The organism is Salegentibacter sp. (assembly GCF_036568425.1).
Taxonomy (GTDB): domain Bacteria; phylum Bacteroidota; class Bacteroidia; order Flavobacteriales; family Flavobacteriaceae; genus Salegentibacter.
In genome coordinates this window covers 25681-51321 of the sequence record NZ_DATCSO010000082.1, presented here as the reverse complement: position 1 = coordinate 51321, position 25641 = coordinate 25681, and the positions used below count along the sequence as shown (strand labels likewise).

General features: G+C 38.9%; 25 protein-coding genes. 13 read left to right on the top strand and 12 right to left on the bottom strand.

The genetic code is table 11. The annotated features are described in order from the left end of the window. Window positions 1-149 precede the first annotated feature (149 nt). Complete coding sequence (greA, locus tag VIM94_RS08365) at window positions 150-626, top strand: transcription elongation factor GreA (protein WP_332038842.1); 477 nt, start codon at window positions 150-152, stop codon at window positions 624-626. Window positions 627-725: 99 nt separating this feature from the next. Further along, a complete protein-coding gene (locus tag VIM94_RS08360) occupies window positions 726-1115 on the top strand; it encodes an HIT family protein (RefSeq protein WP_332038841.1) in 390 nt (129 codons plus the stop codon). A 41-nt stretch (window positions 1116-1156) separates the two neighbouring features. On the opposite strand, the gene VIM94_RS08355 is transcribed toward VIM94_RS08360, so the two are convergent. Continuing rightward, window positions 1157-2305, bottom strand: a complete 1149-nt coding sequence (locus tag VIM94_RS08355) for a HAMP domain-containing sensor histidine kinase (protein WP_332038840.1) — start codon at window positions 2303-2305, stop codon at window positions 1157-1159. A gap of 111 nt (window positions 2306-2416) precedes the next feature. Between VIM94_RS08355 and VIM94_RS08350 the strand changes: the two genes are divergently transcribed. The 4 genes from VIM94_RS08350 (at window position 2417) to VIM94_RS08335 (ending at window position 5243) form a co-directional block, all read left to right on the top strand. Continuing rightward, window positions 2417-3289, top strand: a complete 873-nt coding sequence (locus tag VIM94_RS08350; protein WP_332038839.1) for a flavin reductase family protein — start codon at window positions 2417-2419, stop codon at window positions 3287-3289. 6 nt (window positions 3290-3295) lie between these two features. Further along, complete coding sequence (locus tag VIM94_RS08345) at window positions 3296-3667, top strand: DUF3127 domain-containing protein (RefSeq protein WP_332038838.1); 372 nt, start codon at window positions 3296-3298, stop codon at window positions 3665-3667. An 85-nt stretch (window positions 3668-3752) separates the two neighbouring features. Further along, a complete protein-coding gene (gene aat, locus VIM94_RS08340; protein WP_332038837.1) occupies window positions 3753-4391 on the top strand; it encodes a leucyl/phenylalanyl-tRNA--protein transferase in 639 nt (212 codons plus the stop codon). Between the two features lie 78 nt (window positions 4392-4469). Then, window positions 4470-5243, top strand: coding sequence for a sterol desaturase family protein (locus VIM94_RS08335; RefSeq protein ID WP_332038836.1), 774 nt, complete (start codon window positions 4470-4472; stop codon window positions 5241-5243). Here VIM94_RS08335 and VIM94_RS08330 read toward each other — a convergent pair. The 8 genes from VIM94_RS08330 to VIM94_RS08295 all read right to left on the bottom strand — a co-directional run bounded on the left by VIM94_RS08330 (window position 5238) and on the right by VIM94_RS08295 (window position 10055). Next, window positions 5238-5831 carry a DNA-3-methyladenine glycosylase I gene (locus tag VIM94_RS08330; protein ID WP_332038835.1) on the bottom strand — a complete coding sequence of 198 codons (594 nt, stop codon included), beginning with the start codon at window positions 5829-5831 and terminating at the stop codon, window positions 5238-5240. The two genes, VIM94_RS08335 and VIM94_RS08330, sit on opposite strands and share 6 nt — an antisense overlap. Continuing rightward, the gene (locus VIM94_RS08325) at window positions 5815-6411 is read right to left on the bottom strand and encodes a hypothetical protein (RefSeq protein WP_332038834.1); all 597 of its coding nucleotides are present in this window, start codon (window positions 6409-6411) and stop codon (window positions 5815-5817) included. The genes VIM94_RS08330 and VIM94_RS08325 overlap by 17 nt, the downstream gene beginning before the upstream one ends. Window positions 6412-6631: 220 nt before the next feature. Then, a complete protein-coding gene (truB, locus tag VIM94_RS08320; protein WP_332038833.1) occupies window positions 6632-7345 on the bottom strand; it encodes a tRNA pseudouridine(55) synthase TruB in 714 nt (237 codons plus the stop codon). Continuing rightward, a complete protein-coding gene (locus VIM94_RS08315) occupies window positions 7346-8143 on the bottom strand; it encodes an undecaprenyl-diphosphate phosphatase (RefSeq protein WP_332038832.1) in 798 nt (265 codons plus the stop codon). Between the two features lie 6 nt (window positions 8144-8149). Then, window positions 8150-8407, bottom strand: a complete 258-nt coding sequence (locus VIM94_RS08310; protein WP_332038831.1) for a DUF3098 domain-containing protein — start codon at window positions 8405-8407, stop codon at window positions 8150-8152. Between the two features lie 147 nt (window positions 8408-8554). Next, window positions 8555-8887 (bottom strand): hypothetical protein, encoded by a 333-nt coding sequence (locus tag VIM94_RS08305; protein ID WP_332038830.1) that lies wholly within the window; start codon window positions 8885-8887, stop codon window positions 8555-8557. Window positions 8888-9100: 213 nt separating this feature from the next. Continuing rightward, a complete protein-coding gene (locus VIM94_RS08300) occupies window positions 9101-9724 on the bottom strand; it encodes a metallophosphatase domain-containing protein (protein ID WP_332038829.1) in 624 nt (207 codons plus the stop codon). Window positions 9725-9857: 133 nt separating this feature from the next. Then, the gene (locus VIM94_RS08295; RefSeq protein WP_332038828.1) at window positions 9858-10055 is read right to left on the bottom strand and encodes a hypothetical protein; all 198 of its coding nucleotides are present in this window, start codon (window positions 10053-10055) and stop codon (window positions 9858-9860) included. A gap of 199 nt (window positions 10056-10254) precedes the next feature. Here VIM94_RS08295 and VIM94_RS08290 point away from each other — a divergent pair, with 199 nt between their 5' ends. Continuing rightward, on the top strand, window positions 10255-11769 hold the full coding sequence (locus tag VIM94_RS08290) for a hypothetical protein (protein ID WP_332038827.1): 1515 nt from the start codon (window positions 10255-10257) through the stop codon (window positions 11767-11769). On the opposite strand, the gene VIM94_RS08285 is transcribed toward VIM94_RS08290, so the two are convergent. Beyond that, complete coding sequence (locus VIM94_RS08285) at window positions 11766-12602, bottom strand: universal stress protein (RefSeq protein WP_332038826.1); 837 nt, start codon at window positions 12600-12602, stop codon at window positions 11766-11768. The two genes, VIM94_RS08290 and VIM94_RS08285, sit on opposite strands and share 4 nt — an antisense overlap. Before the next feature lie 426 nt (window positions 12603-13028). Next, window positions 13029-13751: an iron-sulfur cluster repair di-iron protein gene (gene ric, locus VIM94_RS08280; protein WP_332038825.1), complete on the bottom strand. Its 723-nt coding sequence runs from the start codon at window positions 13749-13751 to the stop codon at window positions 13029-13031. A 349-nt stretch (window positions 13752-14100) separates the two neighbouring features. On the opposite strand from ric, the gene rimP reads away from it, so the two are divergent. Genes rimP through infB form a run of 3 tightly spaced genes read left to right on the top strand, consistent with a single transcriptional unit; the run spans window position 14101 to window position 18644 of the window. Further along, window positions 14101-14565 (top strand): ribosome assembly cofactor RimP, encoded by a 465-nt coding sequence (gene rimP / locus VIM94_RS08275; protein WP_332038824.1) that lies wholly within the window; start codon window positions 14101-14103, stop codon window positions 14563-14565. 12 nt (window positions 14566-14577) lie between these two features. Next, window positions 14578-15810, top strand: a complete 1233-nt coding sequence (gene nusA, locus VIM94_RS08270) for a transcription termination factor NusA (protein ID WP_332038823.1) — start codon at window positions 14578-14580, stop codon at window positions 15808-15810. 47 nt (window positions 15811-15857) lie between these two features. After that, entirely contained in the window at window positions 15858-18644 is a 2787-nt protein-coding gene (infB, locus tag VIM94_RS08265) for a translation initiation factor IF-2 (RefSeq protein WP_332038822.1), read from the top strand. 65 nt (window positions 18645-18709) lie between these two features. Here infB and VIM94_RS08260 read toward each other — a convergent pair whose 3' ends face one another. Further along, complete coding sequence (locus VIM94_RS08260; protein WP_332038821.1) at window positions 18710-19099, bottom strand: SPOR domain-containing protein; 390 nt, start codon at window positions 19097-19099, stop codon at window positions 18710-18712. A gap of 218 nt (window positions 19100-19317) precedes the next feature. On the opposite strand from VIM94_RS08260, the gene VIM94_RS08255 reads away from it, so the two are divergent. From VIM94_RS08255 to nrfD, 3 genes are read left to right on the top strand one after another with little or no spacing between them, the layout of a single operon-like run. Next, window positions 19318-20667, top strand: coding sequence for a cytochrome c3 family protein (locus VIM94_RS08255; RefSeq protein ID WP_332038820.1), 1350 nt, complete (start codon window positions 19318-19320; stop codon window positions 20665-20667). Between the two features lie 53 nt (window positions 20668-20720). Further along, complete coding sequence (locus tag VIM94_RS08250; protein WP_332038819.1) at window positions 20721-23795, top strand: TAT-variant-translocated molybdopterin oxidoreductase; 3075 nt, start codon at window positions 20721-20723, stop codon at window positions 23793-23795. Between the two features lie 37 nt (window positions 23796-23832). Next, entirely contained in the window at window positions 23833-25641 is a 1809-nt protein-coding gene (nrfD, locus tag VIM94_RS08245; RefSeq protein ID WP_332038818.1) for an NrfD/PsrC family molybdoenzyme membrane anchor subunit, read from the top strand.

Below are 25641 nucleotides of genomic sequence, written 5' to 3'. Positions count from 1 at the left end.
AAATGATTAAACCGACAAGTATTTTTTTCATAAAACAGGCATTTCTGGCTAAAAGAATATAATTGCTTTCAAAGCTTAAATTTATTATATTTGTTAAACAAATCCCGTCGTGCTATGGGATTTTTTCTATTTATATAAACGTGGAAGTTATGAGCAAAGTATCTTATTATACTGCAGAGGGCCTTAAAAAGTTGAAAGATGAATTAAATCAGCTGCGAGACATTGAGCGGCCAAAAGCTTCTGAAGCTATTGCTGAAGCCCGTGATAAAGGAGACCTTAGTGAAAACGCTGAATATGATGCGGCCAAGGAGGCTCAGGGAATGCTGGAGATGAAGATCTCCAAAATGGAAGAAATTGTCGCTAATGCGCGCGTTATAGACGAATCTCAGCTCGACACTTCGAAGGTTTTGGTGCATTCCTTCGTTCGGATTAAAAATCTGGGGAATGGTTCAGAAATGAAATATAAACTTGTTGCCCAAAGCGAAGCCGATCTTAAATCGGGGAAAATTTCGGTAGATTCCCCCATAGGAAAAGGTTTGTTAGGTAAAAAGGTGGGAGAAAAGGCAGAAATTGATGTGCCAAGCGGAAAGATGGAATTTGAAGTTCTCGAGATCTGGAGAGAATAAACCGTTATTTAACAAATAAGTAAAATCCTTTTCCAATTCCTTAACTCAGGAAGATAGAAAAGGATTTTATCTTTAAGTAAACTAACAAAAAACAAAGTCATGGCCACACTTTTCAGTAAAATTGCCCAGGGAGAAGTCCCATCTTATAAGATCGCAGAAGACAGTCAGTTTCTTGCTTTTCTCGACATCAACCCCAATGCCAAAGGCCATACACTTTGTATCCCTAAGAAAGAAGTGAATAAGATTTTTGACCTGGAGGAGGAGGTTTATCAGGAGTTAATGCGTTTTTCCAGAAAGGTAGCTATAGCTCTGGAGAAAACTGTTCCTTGTAAGCGAGTAGGAATGGCAGTAGTTGGCCTGGAAGTACCGCATGCACACGTGCACCTTATTCCGTTAAATTCTATGAAAGACATGGATTTTTCAAATAGTGTTAAAATGAGCGATGAAGAGTTTAAGAAATTAGCGGAGTCTATTCACGTAAATCTTTAAATGTTTAAAAGGAGGCTTAGAATAGTTTAGGCAATTGAAGATTAAACTTTTCTTAGAGAGATTCTGAAGGTAGTACCTTTGCTAATCTCACTATGAGCTACTTTAATTCTTCCACGGTGATACTCTTCTATAATTCTTTTTGCGAGTGAAAGGCCTAATCCCCAGCCTCTTTTTTTAGTGGTATGCCCGGGTTCGAAGATGAGTTTGAACTTGTTTTTTTCGACTCCTTTTCCGGTATCTTTAATATTAATATAAGCCCAGGTATTGTCTTGTTTTATTTCTATAGTTAGCCTGCCTTTGCCCCGCATAGCATCTATGGCATTTTTCACGAGGTTTTCTATGGTCCAGCTAAAGAGTTGATGGTTGAGGTGTACATAAATCGATTCTTCCGGGACGATTAATTGAAAATCAATCAGGTTTGAACTTCGGGTCTTTAGGTAATCAAATGTATTATGGGTTTCCTCTACTATATCTGTTTTGGTTAGTAAGGGAGCCGAACCGATCTTGGAAAAACGCTCTGTGATGGTTTTCAGGCGGTCTATATCCTTTTCCATTTCTTCGATATAAGAAGGCTTAACTTTTTCATCCTTCAGGATCTCTGTCCATCCTATCAATGAGGAAAGCGGGGTGCCTATTTGATGTGCTGTTTCTTTCGCCATTCCGGCCCAGAGTTTATTCTGTTCACTTGATTTTGTGGTAGTGTAGAAGAAATAAACTACCCCCACAAACAGAAACCCGATAAGGGTGAGCCCAATAGGATAATATTTTAGCTTATTCAAAGCCGGGGAATTTCCGTAGAAAATATATTGTTCCTGCCCTTCTCCAAGATTGATAACAATTGGTTCATTTTCATCCTTAATACGGTTGAGGTATTTTTTTAATCTCTTTTCGTTCTGGGTAATTGAAGGATCTATATTTGTGGTATAAGCGACCTGCCCGTTCGCGTAAGTATGAATAATAGGAATACTGGTGTTATTGTTAAGAATTTCCAGGATTAGATCAATCTCTGAGTCGGCCGTGGCATTGTCAAGTTCCTGCTGAGCCTTTGCCCAGATATTCATCTTGGCACGTTCATCTTCTTTAAGACTTTGAAAAAAAATAGAGGTGTTCCACAGAACCAGAGCGACCACTACCAAACAGGATATTACTATAAACCAGCGGTTAAAATTTCGCTCATTGGGAAAATTCATGCAGTCTAACAGGTTTTATATTTTAAAGATAAGCGTTTTTAAATATATTTTATTGCCCTGTAGCTCTTTTCATTCCTTATGGGTTTCGTTACCTTTGTCAAAAATCAAAGAATGGTAAGTATAACTCCCGGGGAGCTTAGTACAGGTAAATTGCATCAGTATCTATTGGGGGCTGTGGGGCCAAGACCTATTGCTTTTGCCAGCACGCTGGATTCACAAGGTAGACCTAACTTGTCGCCCTTTAGCTTTTTTAATGTTTTTGGTTCTAATCCGCCTACCCTTATTTTCTCTCCTGCAAGACGTGGCAGAGATAATACGGTTAAGCATACATATAACAATGCCAAAGCTAATAAAGAAGTTGTAATTAATATCGTGAATTTTGATATGGTACAACAAATGTCTCTTTCAAGCTCCGAATATGCCGAAGGTGTTAATGAGTTTGAGAAAGCTGGTCTTAGCATGTTGAAATCGGAGCTTGTTAAGCCTTTTCGTGTTGCTGAATCTCCTGTGCAGTTTGAATGCAAAGTGAAAGAAGTGGTAGAACTCGGCCAGGAAGGTGGAGCCGGTAATTTGATTATATGTGAAGTGCTTAAAATGCATATTAAGGAAGAAATCCTTGATGAAAAAGGCTTTATAGATCAACATAAGATTGACCAGGTAGCGCGTATGGGCGGTAATTGGTATACTCGTGCTAATATGGGGATGTTTGAAGTGCCCAAACCGCTTTCTACCTTAGGGATTGGTGTAGATTCAATTTCTGCTGAAATCAGGAATAGTAAGGTGCTTACCGGAAACGATCTTGGAAAACTGGGGAATGTGGAGCGTTTACCTAGGGAAGAAGAAATTCAGGATTATTTGAATGAAAATTCAGAAATTGCAAAGCTTATTAAAAGCAGAGATATAAATAAAATTCATTTAAAGGCTCAGGAAATCCTGAAACAGGAAAAACCCGAAACAGCCTGGAAAATACTATTAGCAAAATAAAGATTTATGGAAGTACAAGGAAAAATTAAACTTATTGGGGAGACTAAAACTTTTGGAAATAATGGTTTTAGAAAAAGAGAGATGGTGGTAACTACAGAGGAGCAGTACCCACAACATATAATGATCGAGTTTGTTCAAGATAAAACCGAGCTCTTAAATAATTATCAGGTTGGACAACCTGTAAAAGTAGGAATTAACCTACGCGGGAGGGAATGGGTTAGTCCGCAGGGAGAAACCAAGTATTTCAATTCCATACAAGGTTGGAGAATTGAGAATCTTCAGGCACAACAACCCGGTAGTAACGATGTACCACCGCCAGACCAGTTTGAGCCGGCAAGTGACTTCAATGAAGAAGATCACGACGACCTGCCGTTTTAATACTGAAAAGATCTAAGAAATTCATAATTTACAAGTCCGGTAGTATTTCTATCGGGCTTTTTTTTAACCATTAAAATAAAGTCAGTTGATTTTTCTTAAAAGCGGCGATCCTTTTCCTCCGGTAGAATATGCTGATGAACAAGGTTTACTGGCCGTTGGGGGTGATCTTAATGTTCAGAGTCTCATAGCAGCATATAATCAGGGAATTTTTCCCTGGTTTGATAATAGCCAGCCGGTTTTATGGTGGAGCCCTGATCCAAGGATGGTGCTTTTTCCAAACAGGCTTAAAGTTTCAAAGAGTATGAAACAGCTTCTAAAAAAAGATGTTTTCAAAATCACTTATAATGAGGACTTCGCCGGCGTTTTGGAACAATGTGCTAACATAGAACGTCCTGGGCAGGTTGGTACCTGGATTACAGAGGAAATAAAAGCCCAGTATCAAAAATTGTATGAACTGAATATAGCACAATCTGTAGAGGTTTGGAAGGATGGAAAACTTGTGGGTGGACTTTACGGAATATATCTAAAGGAAAAAAAAGTTTTCTGCGGAGAGAGTATGTTCGCAAGAGTGAACAACGCCTCGAAATTCGGATTTATAAAGTTGGTAGAAAAACTGAGAAAAGAAGGGGTTAAACTTATTGATTGCCAGATTTATACCGAACACCTCGCCAGCCTTGGAGCTGAAGAAATTCCGAGAAAGGAATTCCTGAAATTTCTGGAGTGAATTAGATTTTTAACGTGATTAGTTAATCGGTGAAAATAAAGATCGAATTATGTAAATTTAAAACTTAGTAAGTAAGTTATGTTTCCCGAAATTAATTCAGGCACTGTATTTTTTTTATATCTGGCAATTTTCTTTTTTGCCATTCTCTTCAGGTATTTTCTAGCTGCAGGAATTTTTTATTACTATTATTATGTCTGGTATTATGAAAAATTCCATGCAAAGAAGCTAAGTAGACGGGGTGCTAAAAAAGCTCAGTTAAAAAATGAAATCATTTGGAGTATAAAAGCTTCACTAATCTTTGCCCTGGCAGGAACAATCCTGTATTGGTTATGGACAAAAGATCATACTGCAATTTACCTTGCGCCCGATGCATTTGGTTACTGGTATTTACCGGTAAGCCTCATCTTAATCCTGCTAATTCATGAAACTTATTATTATTGGGTGCACAGATGGATGCACCATCCCCGCATTTATAAAACAGTACATAAGGTTCACCACGATAGTTTAACACCCACCCCCTGGACGGCATTTTCTTTTCATCCCTGGGAGAGTTTGCTGGAAGCTATTATCCTGCCGTTAATCCTGCTAATTATTCCGGTTAATATCTATGTTCTGATATTTTACCTGCTTTTAATGACCCTCAGCAGTGTTATTAATCATTTGGATATTGAGGTCTACCCAACCGGTTTTCAGAAAAGCTGGTTTGGTAAATTATTTATAGGAGCCACTCACCACCATTATCATCACGCCGAATTTAATACCAACTATGGCTTATATTTTACTTTTTGGGATAAATTAATGGGTACGGAAAGCTCAAAAATGGAGGGTACCGAAAGTGACCTTAATCTATAAATCGGGATGTATTTCTTTATATCTGAAGCACTTAATTTCGTGGTCGTTTACCATTCCGGTAGCTTGCATATGTGCGTAAACCACGGTAGAACCAACAAATTTAAATCCCCTTTTTTTGAGATCTTTGCTTAGTTTGTCACTTATTTTAGTAGTAGCCGGAGCTTCTTTATAATTTTCTACATTATTCTGAATAGGTTGTCCATTTACAAAACTCCAGATGTATTTGCTAAAGCTTCCAAATTCTTCCTTAATTTTTATAAAGGCCTGGGCGTTATTTACTGCTGAGCGCACTTTGAGTTTATTCCGGATGATCCCGGGATTGGCGAGGAGTTCCTGGATTTTTTCTTCAGAATAAACAGCCATCTTTTTATAATCGAAATCATCAAAAGCCTCGCGGAAATTTTCTCTTTTCCGAAGCACCGTAATCCAGCTTAAACCTGCCTGAAAGGTTTCCAGAATTAAAAATTCAAAAATCCTTTGGTCATCGTATACGGGAACACCCCATTCTGTATCGTGATAGGCTTCGTACAAAGGATCGCCTTCGCACCATCCACAGCGGTGTTTTTTTCTCTTAAGGCTGGAATTCATAAGTTATTGTTCCTGGTTGATTATCTCTGCCGGGTAGTTCACTAAATGTGGCATCAGCAGCGTATAGCAGGGCGTTGTCGATTAAACATTGATTTGAGGTAGTAGAACTCGCTTTGTTAACCGAAGTCTCCAAAACCCTACCCCCCGAATCAACACGAATATTAATTACCACTTTGCCGGCCCGATCACAAGTATAGACAGGATTAGGGATATTTATAGCATTACGCCCTTTTAAAGAAAATGAAATTGAGCTATTTCTTAGGCTCCCGGCCTGCGTTGAAATTTTTTGCGAAGCTTCATTTCCATGAGAAGCCTGCTGTTTTTTTTGAGATGACTTTTGAAAGTTATATTCCCCGTTTTTGGTTTCATTTTCATTCTCTGAAGCTTTCTCACTTTGAGCGCTGTTTTTCTCAAATATTTCCTCTAATTCCCGCTCAAAGTTTTCCTGTCGTGCTTCCTGGTTTTCGTCAAAAGCGCGATGGGTTTTTTGGCTTATGGATTTTTGGGGTTCTGGGGTTTCCTCTTCAGGTTCAGGTGTTTCTTCCTCCAGGGACTCAAAACTATCCAGGTCAACTATCATCTCATTTATTTGTTTTTGGTTTTGAGATAATGTGAAAATATGCAGAGACAGTACCACCACCGAACAAAACAGAATAGTTATAATCAGGGCTTTATGTCGGTCAAAAAAATCCATCGTATATAAAACTCGGCTGGAAAGTTTTTATTTCAGCTATGCGGCAATTTCCTTGGTAAAGACATTTTGATAAATGTGCCAAAACCAGGATAAAACTTCCTGCTAATTAGTTTTCCCGTGAAGGTAAGAAATTCTGAAAGGATTCTACACTGAAGGAATTTTCAAGTCTATATTCTCCAATTCGGGTTCGCTTTAATGCTGAAAGGTGAGCTCCACTATTGAGTGCCTTCCCAAAGTCATAAGCAAGACTACGGATGTATGTTCCTTTGCTGCAAACCACTTTAAAATCTATTTCGGGGAACCTGTTTGAATCAATCTCAAATTCGCTAATTTCTACCTTTCTGGTATTGATTTTTACTTCTTCCCCTTTCCTCGCAAATTCATAAAGCCTTTTACCCTCTTTCTTTAAAGCTGAAAATACCGGTGGCATTTGTTCAAACTCTCCCGTAAATTTTGAAACTGCCTGGTTAAGGTTTTTTTCGGTGATATGATCTACGGGAAACTCCTGATCGATTTCGGTCTCAAGATCATAAGAAGGAGTTGTAGAGCCCAGACTTATAGTCCCGGTATATTCTTTTTCCTGGCCCTGGAGTTCCTGAATTTTTTTAGTGAATTTCCCCGTGCAAATAATCAGGAGTCCGCTGGCAAGAGGATCAAGTGTTCCGGCGTGGCCAACCTTAATCTTTTTTATTCCACAACTTTTTCTTATAAGCCAACGTACTTTATTTACAAGTTGGAAAGAGGTCCATTGCATGGGCTTGTCGAATAAAAGGACCTGGCCCGTTTTAAAGTCTTCTGCGGTGAACTGTTTTTGTTCCATTTAATAATTATAATATCCGAAGATAATTGCTGCTACACCTACCACAAAACAATAAATGGCGAAATAGGAAAGTTTACTTTTTTTAACCAAAGTAATCATCCAGGTGCATGCTACCAGTCCTGCAATAAAAGCTGCTATAAACCCAACAATAAGTACAGAAGCCTCTGTGGTACTTTCCGCAAGGTTTCCATCTAATAGATCTTTAACAATTTTACCTACAATTAGGGGAACCACCATTAGGAATGAAAAACGTGCAGCTTTTGTTTTATCGTTACCCAGTAGTACCGAAGTTGAAATAGTTGCACCACTGCGTGAAATACCGGGAAGGATTGATATTGCTTGGGAAACACCAATTACAAAGGCATTAGAGAAGTTTACTTTTTTCTGGGTATTTTTAGCCTTATCTGCCAGCCAAAGTAGGAGTGCGGTAATTATGAGCATAAATCCAACAAACAATACGTTTCCTCCAAAGAGAGATTCCAGCTCATCTTCAAAATAAAACCCGATGAAAGAGGCGGGGATCATGGAGATAATAATTTTTACTGAAAACTCGGTTTCTTCATTCCATTTAAACTGGAAAAGTCCGTGAAATATTTCTGCTACATCTTTCCTAAATACGACCAGGGTGCTTAGCGCCGTAGCAAAATGTAAGACTACCGTAAATAAAAGTGATTCTTCAGGAACACTGGTATCGCCTAAAATCGCTTTTCCCAGTTCAAGGTGCCCACTGGAGGAAACCGGTAAAAATTCTGTAAGCCCCTGGATTACTCCAAGGATAGCAGCATCAAATTCGTTCAAGGGTAATTATTTTTTGTGAGGATTCAATAAAATAGCATATACTTCAATTCCAAAGCCTAAAAGAACCAAAGTAGGAGCAAGTCGTATACGCCTGAAATTATAAATAGCATCATTAAATTGATTGGGATCTTCGCTTCCCCCGCCAGACATTAAAATGAATCCCAGGGCAATCACTGCCAGACCAATGAACATATAGGTATAATTTTTCTTACCAAAAATGAAATCCTGTTGGGGTTGATTAGTTTCCTTCTCTTTTTTCTTCATAATGGCTCCTGATTTAGGGGATTCAAAATTAATTAAAAATATGTAACTAAGCCTGAAAGGATTTATTTTATAAATGAATCATAAACAAAAAGCTGCGGGCTTGAGCCGGCAGCTTTGTTCTTTGGTTTGTGTTTTTCTGTTTTAGTCTTATGCCGCGTGCGTAACATTGTAGTGCGTAAGCAGGCTCTGGTAAAATACCAGACTTTTTTCATCCTTCCTTATGCAGGATTTTAGAAAGCGCTGAAGATTCTGGCATTCAAAAGTGATGCTGGTATATTGCCTTTCTCCAACGGGAATTTGCATTTCCACCGTTTGTTGGGCATAATCAATCTTTACGTTCTTGGCCTCAAAATATTTTTTAATAATGGCCCGATGCATAGTATTGAAATTAGTCATTTCAATGTCGGGGTTGGAAATACTGTAAGTAATCAAATTCTTAACTTCATCAATAATGTGACTTGGCGGCGTAATCGTGTTCATAATTAAGAATGGTTGTTTTGGTTAGTAAATTTTATTCTACACCCGCTAAATTAGTATTAGCCTGGTTAATTGCTGTTAAAAAAAATCTAATAGTGTTTTGATTAATAAAAGTTTAACTCCCATATTAAACAATTTTGAAAATTCTTAAGTGTTGGGGGTGCATAAAGTAAGATTAATCTTACAGGATTATATAGAAAACTTTATTAACTACTTTTAAACTTCAAGTATTATCGGAGAATGGAGTAGGCGATAACGATCGTCCAGGCTGGATGCATTTATATAAGTGGTAGGAGAAATCCTGGTCTTACCATAGGTGTTGTGTATATGTCCAAAAATATGATAAGGAGGCTGTAATTGTTTGACTCGCTTAAAAAGCTCTTCGCAGCCAACATGGCGTTTGTTACTAAGCCTGTCTTTAATGCTGTAAGGTGGGGTATGGGTGATTAATACCCGGGTGTCTCCCGGAATCTTATTCCAGTGGGAACGTATTTGTTTTCCGCGTTCACGATGAAATGCCCAGGAGCCATCACCGGGGGTTACGGGAGATCCCCAAAATTTTACTCCCTCGATTTCCACTGCATTATCTTCAAGATAGAAAACATTGGTGGGAATTTCAGGAAACTCAGATATACCTGATTTTTCCAGGAAAAAGTCATGATTCCCCCCTATAAAGATTTTGTGCTTATGGGGTTGCTCTGAAAACCATTCTAAAAAATCCAGGGTTTCGTGTTTAGTGCCGGCTTCGGTGAGATCTCCCACATGGATTAACACATCGCCAATAGGGATCTTAATTTCCCGGTGTTTATTATGGGTGTCGCCAATGCATACCAGCTTCATTTATGAGGAAGTGTTTTAAAAATTTAAAAGATAAAAAAATCCGGTGATTTTTTCACCGGATTTCTCTGTAACAACGATTTCTCAACAAAGGTTCCTCATCTTCACTTCCCTCAAAAATCGCTGTCGCCAGATTTTAATCTTCTTCCTTTTCCAGGTCGGGAGAAGTATAATCCTTATCTATAGGGAGTAGTTTAGTAATTAATTTGGTAATACCAAAAGCTACAATCAGTGCGGTTACGGCAAAGAACAGAAACTTAACCAACAAACTGTCGCTAATTGCCAGGCTATAGAACGCCAGAAAGATTTCTATAGCTATGAATAATATTTTCACACTGAATTTTAAAAACATTTTTTCTTATTAATTTGGTCCAAAGATATAACCAAAAATCCCTCCAAGATTCAGTTTATAAATGTTTGACTTAAATTTAACTATGTAGAAATGTGGCGGTTAATTTTTTAAGTTAAAATCTCTTAAACGCTTCAGGAGTGGTCCTTTAGATTTGTAAATTGACTTAAATAAATTTAGGATTTTGAAAAAAACCACAAAGATACTTCTCTACATCATTACTGGAATTATACTACTGGCTCTCATTTTATTTGCGTTGAATAATTTTGCAGAAGAAAAACTAAAAAAAGAAATTGAAGATGCAATCTCGCAAATTAACTTAACCTATGAAGAACTTGATATAAATCTTCTTAACAGGAAGGCTACCCTTAAATCTCCTTCTCTTTCCATGAATGGGAAAAGCTTTAAGGCAGAAAAACTTAGTCTTAATAATATTGGGGTGTTTAAATATTTTACAGAAAAAGAGATAGAAATTGGAAGTTTTAGACTGGATGGCCCCAGTTTCGTATATAATAAAAGCAAAAAATCAAAAACTAGTCCGGACTCCACTTCAAAGGGGTTTAAGAAGAGTATATTAATAGATAAATTTCAGGTGAGAAATGGAGATCTGACCATAGTGGAAAATGATTCCGCAGAGAATTCTTTGTATGCGAAATTCAGTCATTTTAAGATTCTTGAATTTCAATTGGATTCCAGCAGTGTGGATAACACAATTCCTTTTAATTATAGTGATTATGCTTTAAAAGTAGATTCCTTTTTTTATAAACTAGATGCCAGACATATAAGTACGGGGAATTTAAATGTTGAGGAAGATACTTTGATGTTAAAAGATTTCAGAATTATTCCGGTATATGGGAAACAGGAATTTCAGAAGCATATACCTTACGAACTTGATCGTTACGAATTAGTAATTGAAGAAGTGAGTTTTAGTAATTTAAACTGGATGTTTAAAAATGATAGCCTTTCAATAGAGAGTCCGCTAACAGAAATTAAAAACGCAAACCTTGAGGTCTACAGGGATAAATTACAGCCCGATGATACCCGGCAAAAAAAAATGTATAGTGAAATGATCAGGGAGCTTCCGGTCATTTTAAAGTTGGATACTATTAGGCTTAGTGATTCCTATATTAAATATGAAGAGTTAATAGATGCAGACAGGTCTCCCGGAGAGGTGGATTTCAGTAAGCTTAATGCCAGTATTTATAACTTGTCTAATAAAAATATGCAGGCTAAAGATTTTAAACCTACCGTAGTTGATGTGAAAACCATGTTTATGCAGGAAGCAAATCTTAACGTGAATTGGGAATTTAATATTCGAAATAAAAATGACCGATTTAATATTTCGGGGAATATGGATAGAATTTCTGAAGAAGCGATGAATCGGTTTATGAAACCAGCAATGAACGTCTTGGCTAAAGGGGTAATAGAAGATATGGCCTTTAATTTTTCAGGAAATCATACGGAAGCTTTAGGGGATATGAAGTTGGTGTATAAAGATTTTAAGGTAGAAGTTCTTCGGGAAGATGGTAAGCGTAAAAACAAGGTTTTGTCTGCCCTTGCAAATCTTATAATGAATAATGATGCAATTTCTGATGATGTACGGCAGAAACAAATTGAAGTCACCCGGGATAAAACGCGTTCTTTCTGGAATTATCTATGGAAAATGATACGTGCCGGGGCCCTGAAATCCTTCTTTTAAATCCTGAATGTAACAACCGGACGGTTAGCGTGGTTTACCAGATCTTCACTTATACTTCCGTTAAAGAAATGTGCGATACCTTTTCGACCGTGGGTGCTTATTCCTATTAATCCTGCATCCAAATTACGGGCAAAATTCAGAATCCCTTTTTCTACACTGGTGTCGCTATATACATGTAATTTTATTTTATCTCCATCTACCTGAGAGCCTGTGATAAATCTTTCCAACATTTCATAAGCTTCCGTGCTGGTTATAAAATTATTTGGTGTGTTTATAAACAATAGGTGCAGGTTAGCTGAAAGTTTTTTGGCGATTTCGTCAGCGTGTTTCAGAGTATGGCGGTTGGCTTCATTGGCATCTGTGGCAAAGACAAAATCTTTTATATTAAATTCTGGTTGATCCTTTTTTATGACCAATACCGGGATTGTGGAAGATCGAACGACTTTTTCAGTATTACTACCAATAAACATTTCCTTGAAGCCACTTGCCCCATGTGATCCCATCACTATAAGGTCGCATTGTCTTTCCTCGCTCACCTCCTTTATGCCATCAAAAGCCTGGTGGAATAATACCGTTTCCTTTACTTTTAGATCTTTCAGATAGGGTTTCGCCATTAATTTTGAAAATCGCTGATGTGCGAGTTTCATAAAAAATATTGACTCAGGAAGGTTGTGTGCATTGCTTCCCTGAACAGGGTCTATAAGCTGTAAAGGTAATTCCAGCATATGCAAAAGATAAATTTCACTATCGAATTTACGCGCAAGCTGGGCCGCTACCTTAAGTGCATTTTCCGCTTGATCTGAAAAATCTGTGGGAACGAGTATTTTTTTCATAAGGATGCAAACCTATAAGTTGATACTAAATATAATTAAATGTACAAAAAAAATATGTACAGGAATTTCTTGTCATAAATATACCTGAAACAGAAAATAGGAGAAAGCTAAAGCTGCAAGGGATTGAGTTTCTTGTTTTAGCCTTGGTTACTTTAAAATTGACTGTAGTTTGTTTGGTATTTGAAATTCAATTTTAAAGACAGATTTACGTAATGATCAGCACAGGAGTAAATGCTTTAAAAAATTGGTTCAGGGATTATTGATCTCCTGAACCCTTGAGAATCCATGGTGGCAATTAGAACTTTCCCAAACTCTTCCCTGTTTTAAAAATATTGTGTTTAAACAAAAAGAGACATAGTTCTATGGCCATGTCTCTTTTTATATTTAATAGCCGAAACTTAAGCTATAATAATCTCTGCAAAAAGATTATTTATTTAATTCATTTTCTAAATCCAGGGTTTTGGGAAAAAGGATGTTGTTTTCCAGATGAACATGCTGGTGAAGATCCTGCTCGAATTCTTCCAGTTTAGAATAGAATGCTCTATAAGTATTGCAGGCAAATTCGGGTGGGGTGTAATTATTGCTTAAAACAGAGATTCTTCTCAATAATTCTCCTGCGGTTTCGTGTTCTGCTTCCATCATCTGGATTGGATTGTCTGCAGAGCCAAAATGAGGTTTAGGGGCTTCAGTTTCCTCTCGCTTCGCCTGAACCAGTTTCTTGATAAAGGGGAAAAGTATAAGTTCTTCTTTCTTCATATGAGCACTTAACTCCCCGGCAACTTCTGAAACCAGATCGTTTATTTCATTCAATTCTGGAGCGTGATGTCCGTGCACTGTTGTAACTTTTGCCGAATACTGCAGAAGAAGTGGAATATTTTCTTCTACGTAAGTATGATGTACGTTAATTATATGATCTGTGAGGAAATCCAACTCCCAGCTGTTGTAATTGCACGCCCTGCTTGTGGAAGGATTTACATTTAGTAATTCATGCTCCACGGTAGAGTAATCTATATTGGCATTTTTACAAGCTTCGGTAACAGGGATGTTTCCGCCGCAGCAAAAATCAATTCCATGTTTTTTAAAGATGTGGGCTGTATCTATGTTTTCGGTAACTAATTGTGCTACGGTTTTTGTTTTTAAGTTTTCCATAATTCAGGTATTTATATTAATAGTGTTTTTTGAATAAGTGGGTGTGAGATTTTTGTTCTTATGGATACAAAGGTGGTTGTTAACGGCCTGCCTGTTTATGAGTGAAGTCATAATGATAAAATTCACATTCAGAAGGAATTAAAAGCTGATGGAACCTAATGCAGAGCAAAAGGCAACAGCTTGGTTGTATTGTTTTTTCTAAAGCTTTAAAAATGAAAACCTTATTTATTGAAATGCCTTAAATTTGATTGGGAGTGTGGTTTTCTATCTCCGATTTTATTATTATATTTGCATCGTTGAAACTAAAAAAGTACAGCGAGGGGACGAAAGTCCCCTCTTTTTATAAGCTATGTTGCAGGAAAAAGTAGAAAAATTGCTGGGGGAAGCTTTAGAAGAGAATAATTCTTTATTTTTAATTAGCCTTGACGTTAACCCTTCCAATAATCATATTTCGGTGATCATCGATGGAGATCAGGGCGTTTCTGTAAATGATTGTATAACCGTGAGTCGCCAGATTGAGCATAATCTGGACAGAGATGAAGTAGATTTTTCTCTTGAGGTTAGTTCGGCCGGGGTATCAGAACCACTTCGGTTACCAAGGCAATACCAGAAGAACATTGGCAGAAAAATAAAAGTAAAGACCGCTTCTGAGACTTTTGAGGGGGATTTAAGGCAGGCAACAGAACAAGATATAACATTGAACTGGAAAACGAGGGAGCCCAAGCCGGTAGGTAAAGGCAAGCACACGGTAGAAAAAGAAGCTGTAATCCCGTATTCAGAGATTGTAGAAGCAAAAGTTATTATAACATTTTAACCGCAAATTGATATGGAAAATATCGCTTTGATTGAGTCATTTTCAGAGTTTAAGGATGATAAGCTTATAGATAGAGTTACCTTGATGGCAATTCTGGAAGAAGTTTTTAGGAATGCATTGAAGAAAAAATATGGTGAAGACGATAATTTTGATATTATTGTAAATCCAGATAAAGGGGATCTTGAGATTTGGAGAAACCGGGTAGTGGTTGCCGATGGTGAAGTTGAAGATCCAAACCAGGAAATTTCTCTTACTGAAGCCCGAAATATTGAACCTGATTTTGAAGTTGGTGAGGATGTTTCAGAAGAAGTGAAACTTGTAGACCTTGGGCGTCGTGCTATTCTGGCTTTGCGTCAAAATCTTATCTCTAAGATTCACGAGCACGATAACACCAATATCTATAAGCACTTCAAAGATCTTGAAGGCGAGATTTATACTGCAGAAGTTCATCATATTCGCCATAGAGCGATAATTTTACTGGATGACGAAGGGAATGAGATTATTCTGCCTAAAGACCACCAGATTCCTTCAGATTTCTTCAGAAAAGGAGAGAATGTTAGAGGGGTTATTGAAAGCGTGGAGCTTAAAGGGAATAAGCCAAGCATAATCTTATCGAGAACCGCTCCCGGTTTTCTGGAGAAACTATTTGAACAGGAAATCCCTGAAGTTTTCGACGGACTTATTACTATTAAAAAGGTAGTGAGAGTTCCCGGTGAAAAAGCGAAAGTGGCCGTAGATTCTTATGATGATAGAATCGATCCTGTTGGAGCTTGTGTGGGGATGAAAGGTTCAAGAATACACAGTATTGTCCGTGAATTGGGCAATGAAAATATAGATGTGATAAACTACACCAATAACGACCAGTTATTTATCACCAGGGCTTTAAGTCCTGCCAAGATCACCTCTATGAAACTGGATGAAGAAAATAAAACCGCCGAGGTAATGCTTAGACCTGAAGAGGTTTCTAAAGCCATAGGCCGCGGAGGACATAATATTAGACTTGCCGGGCAGTTAACCGGTTATGAGATAGATGTGTTTAGGGAAGGTGTAGAGGAAGATGTTGAATTGAATGAATTCTCCGATGAAATTGAAGACTGGGTAATAGCAGAATTCTCTAAGATCGGTCTTGATACTGCAAAAAGTATTTTGGAACAGGATGTGGATGATCTGGTGCGACGTACAGATTTGGAAGAAGAAACCGTTCGTGCTGTTATCCGCGTGTTGAGAGAAGAATTTGAAGAGTAAGAATAAATAGATTACAATACAATACAGGTTAATTTAGAGGGCAATTTATGGCTGAAGCAAAAACAATGCGATTAAACAAAGTTTTACGTGAATTTAATATTTCGTTAGACCGGGCTGTGGAATTTCTTAATTCCAAAGGTCACGATATTGAAGCGCGTCCTACTACAAAGATCTCTCCTGAGATTTATCAGGTGTTGTCTGATGAATTCGAAACCGATAAAAGCAAGAAAGTAGCTTCAAAAGAAGTCGGTGAAGAAAAGCGTAAAGAAAAGGAAGAACTGCGTATAGCCCGCGAAAAAGAGCAGGAAGAAAAACGTAAGCTTGAAGAAGCCAGGGAGAAAGAGCAGGAACAGGAGGAAGTGATATCGTCTAAAACTAAGCTCGCCGGACCTAAAAAGGTAGGTAAGATAGATCTTGATAAAAAGACTAAAACTCCTGAAAAAGAAGAACCTGCTAAACCCGAAGAGCCCACCGGGAAAAAAGAAGAGGAGAAGGAAGAGAAGGAAGAAAAGGTAGAGAAAAAAGAAGAGGAGAAGTCAAAGGCAAAAAAAACCGAAGAGAAGAAAGAGGAAGCTCAGCCCAAGCCTACTCAGGAATCTAAACCGGCTGCTGAAGAAAAACCTAAGGAAGAGCCTGTTAAGGAAGAGCCAGCGCCTGAAGAGAAGGAAAACTCTACTATTAGAACCAAATACACCAAGCTTAACGGCCCTAATTTTACTGGTGAGAAAATTGATCTTTCCAAGTTTAAAAAGCCCGAAAAGAAAAAAGAGGATAAAAAAGCTGAAGACGACAAAAAAGATAAGCGCAAAAAGCGTCGTCGTCGTATAAGTAAGGATGCTAAACCCGGAGCTCCAGGTCAAACGGCCAGAAAAGGGGGAGGTGCAGCCGGAGGACGTAAACGCGCAAAGCCAATCACAAAAGAAGAGCCAAGCGAGGAAGAAGTGCAAAAGCAGGTGCGGGAAACTCTTGAAAAACTTCAGGGGAAATCCGGGAAAGGAAAAGGCGCCAAATACCGTAGGGATAAAAGAGATCAACACCGTCAACGTTCAGAAGACGATTTAGCAGAACAGGAATCATCAAGTAAAGTACTTAAGGTAACTGAATTTGTTACCGTAAGTGAAGTAGCAACAATGATGGATGTTCCAGTAACTAAAGTTATTTCAGCCTGTATGTCACTCGGAATGATGGTGACAATGAATCAGCGTCTTGATGCAGAAACCCTCTCTATTGTTGCCGATGAATTTGGTTATGAAGTAGACTTCGTAACTGCAGATATTGAACCAGCAACTGAAGAAGTAGTTGAAAACCCTGAAGATCTTGTTGAAAGAGCTCCTATTGTTACTGTTATGGGGCACGTAGATCATGGTAAGACTTCTTTGCTGGATTATATTCGTAAAGAGAATGTAATTGCCGGCGAGAGTGGTGGTATAACTCAGCATATTGGTGCTTACAGTGTTGAACTAAAGAACGGAGAGAGAATGACATTCCTGGATACTCCTGGTCACGAAGCCTTTACGGCGATGCGTGCTCGTGGTGCTCAGGTAACAGATATTGCGATTATTGTGATTGCAGCAGATGATGATGTAATGCCTCAAACCAAGGAGGCAATTTCTCATGCCCAGGCGGCGGGTGTTCCTATTGTGTTTGCAATAAATAAATCTGATCTTCCAACAGCAAACCCTGAGAAAATTAAGGAGAAATTAGCTGCGATGAATCTTCTGGTTGAGGACTGGGGAGGTAAAGTGCAGTCACACGATATTTCGGCTAAAACAGGAACGGGAGTTGAAGAATTGCTTGAAAAAGTACTTCTTGAAGCCGAAATTCTGGAATTAAAAGCTAATCCTGATAAAATTGCAACCGGTACTGTTGTAGAAGCTTATCTGGATAAAGGTAGAGGTTATGTATCCACAATTCTTGTGCAAACAGGAACTCTTAAAATTGGGGATTATGTACTTGCCGGAAGACATAGTGGTAAGATAAAAGCAATGCATGATGAGCGTGGTCACGAAGTTAAAGAGGCCGGACCTTCTACTCCTGTTTCTATTTTAGGACTTGATGGGGCACCGCAGGCTGGTGATAAATTTAAGGTAATGATGGATGAACGTGAAGCCAAAGATATTGCTGCTAAGCGTACTCAGTTGCAACGTGAGCAATCCGTTAGAACGCAACGTCATATTACCCTTGATGAAATTGGACGCCGAATTGCGCTCGGAGAATTTAAAGAACTTAACATTATCCTCAAAGGAGATGTTGATGGATCTGTAGAGGCTCTTACCGATAGCTTCCTTAAACTTTCCACTGAAGAAATTCAGGTAAATATTATACATAAAGGGGTAGGTGCTATCACCGAAAGTGATGTGCTTCTGGCTTCAGCATCTGATGCGGTTATCATTGGATTTAATGTAAGACCTGCCGGAAACGCGAGACAGGTAGCTGATAAAGAAGAAATTGACATCAGAACTTATTCTATTATTTATGATGCTATCAATGATCTTAAGGATGCGATGGAGGGAATGCTTTCTCCTGAACTGAAAGAGGAGATCACTGGTACCGCAGAGATAAGAGAGACCTTTAAAATATCTAAAATTGGAACTATTGCTGGATGTATGGTTACCTCTGGTAAAATATATAGGAATTCCGGAATCCGACTTATTCGTGAAGGGGTTGTAATCTTTACCGGAGAACTGGCTTCTCTGAAACGTTTCAAAGAAGATGTGAAGGAAGTTTCAAAAGGATATGATTGTGGTATGCAGGTTAAAAATTACAACGATATTAAAGAAGGGGATGTAATTGAAGCATTCCGAGAAGTAGAGGTGAAGAAAAAGTTAAAGTAACCTTGGATAAACTAAAAAAAAGCTGTTTCATTTCCGAAACAGCTTTTTTTTTGCTTAATTCTTTATTATCGCCTTCGTGGTTTTGGAATAAAGGCCGAGGGAAATGTCTCTTTTATTTCCAGTAAAGCCCTGTCGGCTTCCAGTCTGTTTCTAAAGTTTCCAACCCAGACCTTATAATTTGGAGCTTCATAAGCGATTAGGGAAGGATATGAGTATTTGCTTCGGTATTCCTTTATCACCTCATTTGCCTTACCGTTATCGCCGTAAAATAATTGAATTTTGTAGCGGTCCCCAATTTCATTATCCTTGGTCATTTCGGCTTTTAATTCCAGTAGAGTTTCAATTCTCTGGTCCTGGTTTAAATTAACCGATCCCTCTTGAGCCTGAATTCCGGTAATTGAAATACCCGTAAAAATGCAGGCAGAAAGTATAGATTTTAGGTTTAATTTTCTCATAATTATTTATTTAGGACAAAAGTAAAATTTAATAACAGAAAGTAATGTGTTTTATTATTTAGAACTATTATAAATTATGTGTTAACGCGAAAGTAAGATTCCGCAACTCCACTTTAAATATTACTTTTGTCCACCAAATTAAGGGTGCGAACAGATTTAATTGTTATTTTGCGTTAAAATACCGTGCCAAAGTTTAGACCTTAATTCAACTTTATAATATGGAAAAGGTGAAATACCGAAATTCAACTTCGCGATTGTGGCTCTTAAGTGTAGCTTTTTTTATTTCGTGTACTTTCCTAAGTTGGTCTCAGGAGGAGGCTGAAGAAACTGCCGATGCTGAAGTACAGGAAGAACAGGTAGAAGAAGCCCCGGCTTCCGGGTTAGGAGATCCCGCTAATGGAAAATCCCTTTTTAATTCACTTTGTGCTGCCTGTCATAAGCCCTACTCTGAGTCTATTGGGCCTGCCCTGCATGGTATTACCGAAAAACGTGATATGCAATGGCTGTATCAATGGATTGAAAACAGTGCCGATCTTATTGCTAGTGGCGATGAGGAGGCTGTTGCGATCTTTGAAGAGTATAACAATACTCCCATGCCTGGTTTTCCGCAGTTAAGCGAATCTGAAGTAAATGATATTCTGGCTTATGTTGAACAGCCAAAACCTGAACCTGTAGCTGCTGCTACCGGAGAAGGCGCTGCACAAGAAGGTGGCGGTTCGCAAGGAGGTGTTTCTTTAAATGTGATTCTTGCTATTCTGGTCTTTGTTTTGGTGATGCTTCTTGTTGTTTTGTTCCTTGTGAATAAAACCCTTAAGAATTTTGCTGAAGCCTCTGGAGTTGTTGTGCCTGAAAAAACTAAAAGAAAACCACTTTGGAAATCTTTTGTCGAGAATCAATTTCTGGTTCTGGTAACTTCTATTGTTGTTTTGCTTGCGGTAGCTTATTTTGGTTATGGTTGGTTTATGCAGGTTGGAGTTGATCAAAGCTATCAGCCAATTCAGCCAATTCACTATTCTCATAAAATTCATGCTGGTGATAACCAGATTGATTGTAAATATTGTCACTCTTCTGCAAGAACTTCCAAGCAGGCGGGAATTCCTTCTCTTAATGTTTGTATGAATTGTCATAAAACTATTTCTGAAGTGGCTCCGGAAACCGCTACTGCAGAATATTCGAAAGAATTCTATGACGGGGAGATCGCAAAGCTGTATGATGCCGTTGGATGGGAGCCTTCTACGCAGTCTTATTCCGGGGAGACCCAGCCTGTTAAATGGGTGAGAATTCATAATCTTCCAGACTTTGCTTACTTTAACCACTCTCAGCATGTTAGTGTTGGTGGAGTCCAGTGTCAAACATGTCACGGCCCGATCCAGGAAATGGAGGTAGTTTATCAGGATGCGCCTCTAACAATGGGTTGGTGTGTGAATTGTCATCGCGATACTAAAGTTAAAATGGAAGGCAACGAATATTACGAGAAAATTCATGAGGAGCTATCTACCAAGTACGGAGTTGAAGAATTGACTGTGGCTCAAATGGGTGGCCTTGAATGTGCTAAATGTCACTATTAAAAATATATTCCCGTATTTCGGGGTTTAATTTCGAAGTTAATATCTAGATATATATGTCATCAAACAAAAAATACTGGAAAAGTGTTGAAGAGCTAAATGAAAACAGCTCTGTTGTTGAGACGCTCCAACAAAAAGAATTTACAGAGGAGATTCCCGTTGATGAGTTTTTAGGAGATAAGGATTCTCTTGAAAGTTCAAAAACTTCACGCAGAGATTTTCTTAAATATGTTGGGTTTAGTACCGCAGCCGCTTCTTTGGCTGCTTGTGAGGGGCCTGTTGTTAAATCTATACCTTACGTGGTGCAGCCGGAGCGTATTGTTCCCGGGGTAGCTAACTACTATGCTTCAACCATTGCCGATGGTTTTGATTTTGCAAGCGTTTTAGTGAAAACCCGTGAAGGCCGACCTATTAAAATCGAGAAAAATGATCTTTCAGCAGCGAAGGGCGGTGCCAATGCACGTGTTCACGCTTCTGTATTGTCTTTATATGATACCGAGCGTGTTAAGCGCCCTATGATCGAGGGAAGAAATGTTTCCTGGGAAGAATTTGACCGTGAGGTTAAAGCCGATCTGGATAAGGTTGATGGAGATATTGTGTTGTTAACGCAAACCTTCGCCAGTCCTTCGACCACCAAGCTTATTGAAGAGTTCTCTTCAAAATATCCGAATGTACGACACGTAGTTTATGATACCGTTTCTGAAGATGCTGCCCTTAATGCATTTCAGGCGAAATTCGGAAAGCGTGCCTTACCAAATTATGATTTTTCAAAAGCTGAAACCATTGTTTCTGTAGGAGCCGATTTCCTTGGTGACTGGCAGGGTGGGGGTTATGATGCGGGTTACGCAAAAGGGCGGATTCCTGAAAATGGGAAAATGTCCCGTCATATTCAGTTTGAAGCAAATATGACCTTATCAGGTGCGAATGCTGATAAGCGTATACCGGTTAAACCATCTCAGCAAAAAGCCGTTTTGGCTGCTCTTTACGGTTATATTGCCGGAGGTTCTTCTACCAGTAATCTTCCTGATGCTGTTGATGATGCGGTAGTGAAAGCTGCGAGGCAATTAAGAAAAGCCGGCGCTAGCGGAGTTGTAGTTTCAGGGATTCCTGATGAGAATGCTCAGGCTCTTGTTCTTGCAATTAATGAGGCTCTTGGAAGTGAAGTGGAGGATACCGCTAATCCAAGAATGATCCGTCAGGGAAATGCACAGGCTGTAAAAGAGCTTGTAGATAGCATGAAAAACGGTAGTGTGGGAGCCCTGCTCATGGCTGGTGTTAATCCCGCCTATAGTTTGCCTGATTCTTTGGAGTTTGCCAAAGCTTTAGAAAATACTCCTGTTACTGTTTCTTTTAGCTTAAAGCCAGATGAGACTGCTGTACTTTCAAAATATGTTGCTGCTGTTCCTCATTACCTTGAGAGCTGGGGTGATATCCAATATACAGAACAGGATTTCAGCCTTATGCAGCCAACTATTAAACCTTTGTTTGATACTCGTCAATTTCAGGACTGCTTGCTTCGCTGGAGTGATAATGATCAGTCTTATTATGAATTTTTAAAGGAAACCTGGGCTGGTGGATTTGGGGATAAATCCTGGAACGATGCATTGCACGATGGAACCTTTAAAGCTACTTCTCCTGTTTCAGTAGAAACTTCTGTAGAAGTAACAAATATAAATATTTCTTCTGCTGCCAGAAATCTTGCTAATGCTGAAGAAACTAGTGGTCTTGAACTTAGTCTTTTTACCAATACTGCCCTTGGAGATGGTCAACAGGCCAATAATCCCTGGTTGCAGGAATTTCCTGATCCTATTACAAGGGCTTCCTGGGATAACTATCTTACAGTTTCTAAAGCAGATGCAGAGGAGCTCGGTCTCGTAAACGAACATGTTTCTAATGGGGCCTTAAATGGAAGCTATGTAAACCTTAAATTAGGAGATACCACGATTGCGAATGTGCCTGTAATGATCCAGCCGGGACAGGCTAAAGGTTCTGTTGGATTAGCTCTTGGCTATGGTAAAAAAGAAGCCATACAGAAAGAAATGCAGGTTGGTGTAAATGCTTACCCTCTTTATAAAGATTTTAAGTCTGTACAGAGTATCAGTCTTGAGAAAGCTCCTGGTATGCATGAATTTGCATCTGTTCAGTTACATAATACCCTGATGGGTAGAGGAGATATCATTAAGGAAACTACTCTAGAGATCTTCAATACAAAAGATGCGCATGTCTGGAATAAAGTTCCTGAGGTGTCGCTTGATCACGTTGAAAAACCTGTAACTTCTCCAGAAGTTGATATGTGGGAAGGTTTTGACAGAAGTGTTGGTCATCATTTTAATTTATCTATAGACTTAAATGCTTGTACGGGATGTGGAGCTTGCGTAATTGCTTGTCACGCTGAGAATAATGTTCCTGTTGTAGGAAAAAGCGAAGTGAGAAGATCACGTGATATGCACTGGTTAAGAATTGACCGTTATTATTCTTCTGAAGATAACTTTAGAGATGACCTTGAAAAGAAAAATAATATTTCTGGTCTTGGTAGTTCTCTATCAGAATTTAAGGAGATGGAAGAGCCTGCAGATAATCCTCAGGTAGTATTCCAACCCGTAATGTGTCAGCATTGTAATCACGCGCCTTGTGAGACTGTATGTCCTGTAGCGGCAACTTCACATGGTCGTCAGGGGCAAAACCAGATGATCTATAACCGTTGTGTAGGTACTCGTTACTGTGCTAACAACTGTCCATATAAAGTGCGTCGTTTCAACTGGTTTGATTATTCCCAGAATGATGAGTTCGACTATTATATGAATAATGATTTAGGTCGTATGGTGCTTAATCCCGATGTTACTGTTCGTTCCAGAGGGGTTATGGAAAAATGCTCTATGTGTATTCAAATTACACAGAAAACTATTCTGGATGCCAAACGTGAAGGCCGGGAAATTAAGGATGGAGAATTCTATACAGCCTGTTCTGCTGCCTGTGATAAAGGAGCAATGACTTTTGGAGACATTAACAATGAAGGAGCAGTGATAAGGGAGAAACAGGAAGATGAAAGGATGTATCATTTGTTGGAATATGTAGGTACTAAGCCAAATGTGATGTACCAGACAAAAATCAGGAATACCACTGAAGCTTAATAAAATCAACTATTAAAGAAATCAATTTAAAAAGGATATGTCTCATTACGAAGCACCTATACGAAAGCCCTTAGTTACCGGGGATAAGAGCTACCACGATGTCACTGTGGATGTAGCCGCACCGGTTGAGGGGAGGGCTAATAAAACCTGGTGGATTGTATTTTCTATTGCACTTGTCGCCTTTCTTTGGGGTGTAGGTAGTATCATTTATACTATTGCTACAGGTATTGGAACCTGGGGTCTCAATAAGACCGTAGGTTGGGCCTGGGATATCACCAACTTTGTATGGTGGGTAGGGATTGGTCACGCCGGGACACTTATTTCGGCGGTACTTTTACTTTTCCGTCAGAAATGGAGAATGGCTATTAACCGCTCTGCAGAAGCAATGACTATTTTCTCTGTAATGCAGGCCGGTTTATTCCCTTTAATTCACATGGGGCGACCATGGTTAGCATATTGGGTGCTTCCAATCCCTAATCAGTTTGGTTCGCTGTGGGTTAACTTTAACTCACCACTACTTTGGGATGTTTTTGCCATTTCAACTTATTTGTCGGTTTCCCTTGTTTTCTGGTGGACAGGTTTGCTTCCTGACTTTGCTATGATACGTGACCGTGCAATAACCCCTTTTAATAAAAAAATCTACGGAATCTTAAGTTTTGGTTGGAGTGGACGTGCTAAAGACTGGCAGCGTTTTGAAGAAGTATCCCTGGTACTTGCCGGTTTGGCAACCCCTTTGGTGCTTTCGGTACACACGATCGTATCTTTTGACTTTGCTACCTCGGTAATCCCGGGATGGCACACCACTATCTTCCCTCCTTACTTTGTGGCGGGAGCGATCTTCTCTGGATTTGCGATGGTAAATACCTTGCTTATTATAATGAGAAAGGTTTCTAACCTTGAAAATTATATTACCATTCAACATATTGAATTGATGAATATCGTGATCATGATTACCGGTTCTATTGTAGGTGTAGCCTACATAACCGAGCTGGTTATCGCGTGGTATTCAGGGGTTGAATATGAACAATACGCATTCCTTAACAGGGCTACTGGTCCTTACGCCTGGGCTTATTGGGCGATGATGACCTGTAATGTGTTCTCTCCACAATTTATGTGGTTCAAAAAGCTAAGAACAAGTATCATGTTCTCTTTCTTTATCTCGATTGTTGTAAATATTGGAATGTGGTTTGAACGTTTCGTAATTATTGTGACCTCGCTTCACCGTGATTACTTACCTTCTTCCTGGACAATGTTTTCTCCTACATTTGTAGATATTGGAATTTTCATTGGAACCATAGGTTTTTTCTTTGTGTTGTTCCTGCTTTATGCTCGTTCTTTCCCGGTGATCGCACAGGCTGAAGTAAAAACCATTCTGAAAGCTTCAGGAGAAAAATACAAGAAATTAAGAGCCGAGCATGGGGATGATGTCAAACATTATGATCCAATCGTTAGAGAGCCTGTTTCTAATACCGAAGAAGGAGTTCATAAAAAAATACAGGACACTGAAGACTATGATGTAACAAGGGAGGATGATTCTCATAATGAAACTGTAAATGCTGATGGTCTTGTTATTTCAGAAGTATTACGCCACAAGATTGATGCTATGTTGGAAAGGATTGGAAGTTTTAATCCTGAAAACCAGTCGGCAGATGATCTTCAGAAATTAAAAGCCGTTGGACCTTTCCTTGAGCAGCGTCTGCATCAGGTGGGAATTTACACCTATGTTCAGGTTAATAACTTAACTCAGGAAGATTTTGAATTGCTGGATGAAGTAATAGAAAACTTCCCGAATGCAGAACAAAGAGAAGATTGGGTTGCACAGGCAGGTAAACTAAAAAACAAGTAA